The 740-nt window shown below is 80.9% G+C and carries 1 protein-coding gene; it reads left to right on the forward strand.

The features are described 5' to 3' along the window. Positions 1 to 452: 452 nt before the first annotated feature. Positions 453 to 740: hypothetical protein (locus CIB93_RS39505; protein ID WP_306454838.1), on the forward strand; the 288-nt coding region annotated here is incomplete at its 3' end.

The raw sequence follows: 740 nt of genomic DNA on the forward strand, positions 1-740 counted from the left end.
CCGCCCCTGACGACAGGGCGGGCGCCGAGCCGACCGGACGGCGGCGGGCGCGCCGCGGGCCGGCCGCGGTGGAGGAGCAGCAGGCCCCCGAGCTGATCCCGGCCCAGCAGGGCGAGGGCTCCGGGCGTCGCCGCGGGCGCCCCAGCCCGGCCGAGGCCGTTCCAGGGGCGGCGCGGGGGGCAGTGGCATCGGTGCCGGGTTCGGTTCCGGCGGATGTTCCAGGGGGCGTTTCGGGGACGGTTCCGGGGGGCGCCGAGGCCGTCCTCGCGGAGCAGCAGCCTCAGCGGGGGGCGCTGGCGCTGACCGCAGCTCCTTCCTCCGCTCCTCCCTCGGCCCCGTCGTCGGCTCCTTCGGCTCCCTCGGAGGGGTCCGTCGTCACCGCCGCCGAGGGGGCTCAGGGGGGCGGTGGGCGTCCGCAGCTCGGGCAGACAGTGCCGCCGCAGGGCGTCCCGGTGGACCCGCAGCAGCCCGTTCCGCCCACCGGACGACGGGCCCGGCGGGACGGCGAGAACCGCGCCCTCCCCGCCCTCGCGTCCGGCAACACCAACGGCAACGGCGACCCCGTGGGCGCGGAGCAGCTCCAGCAGGCCCAGGCGCAGCCCCAGCCCCAGCAGCCCAGGGGGCGGCGGGCCCGGCGCGCGCTGGCCGCCGCCCAGGAGCGCACCGCCGCCGACGCCGGTCCGCGTACCGCCTTCGCCCTGCCCCCCGCCGACGCGGACCGGGCCCCCCTGCCCCCCGAC

The organism is Streptomyces sp. WZ.A104 (genome assembly GCF_002382885.1).
Taxonomy (GTDB): Bacteria; Actinomycetota; Actinomycetes; order Streptomycetales; family Streptomycetaceae; genus Streptomyces.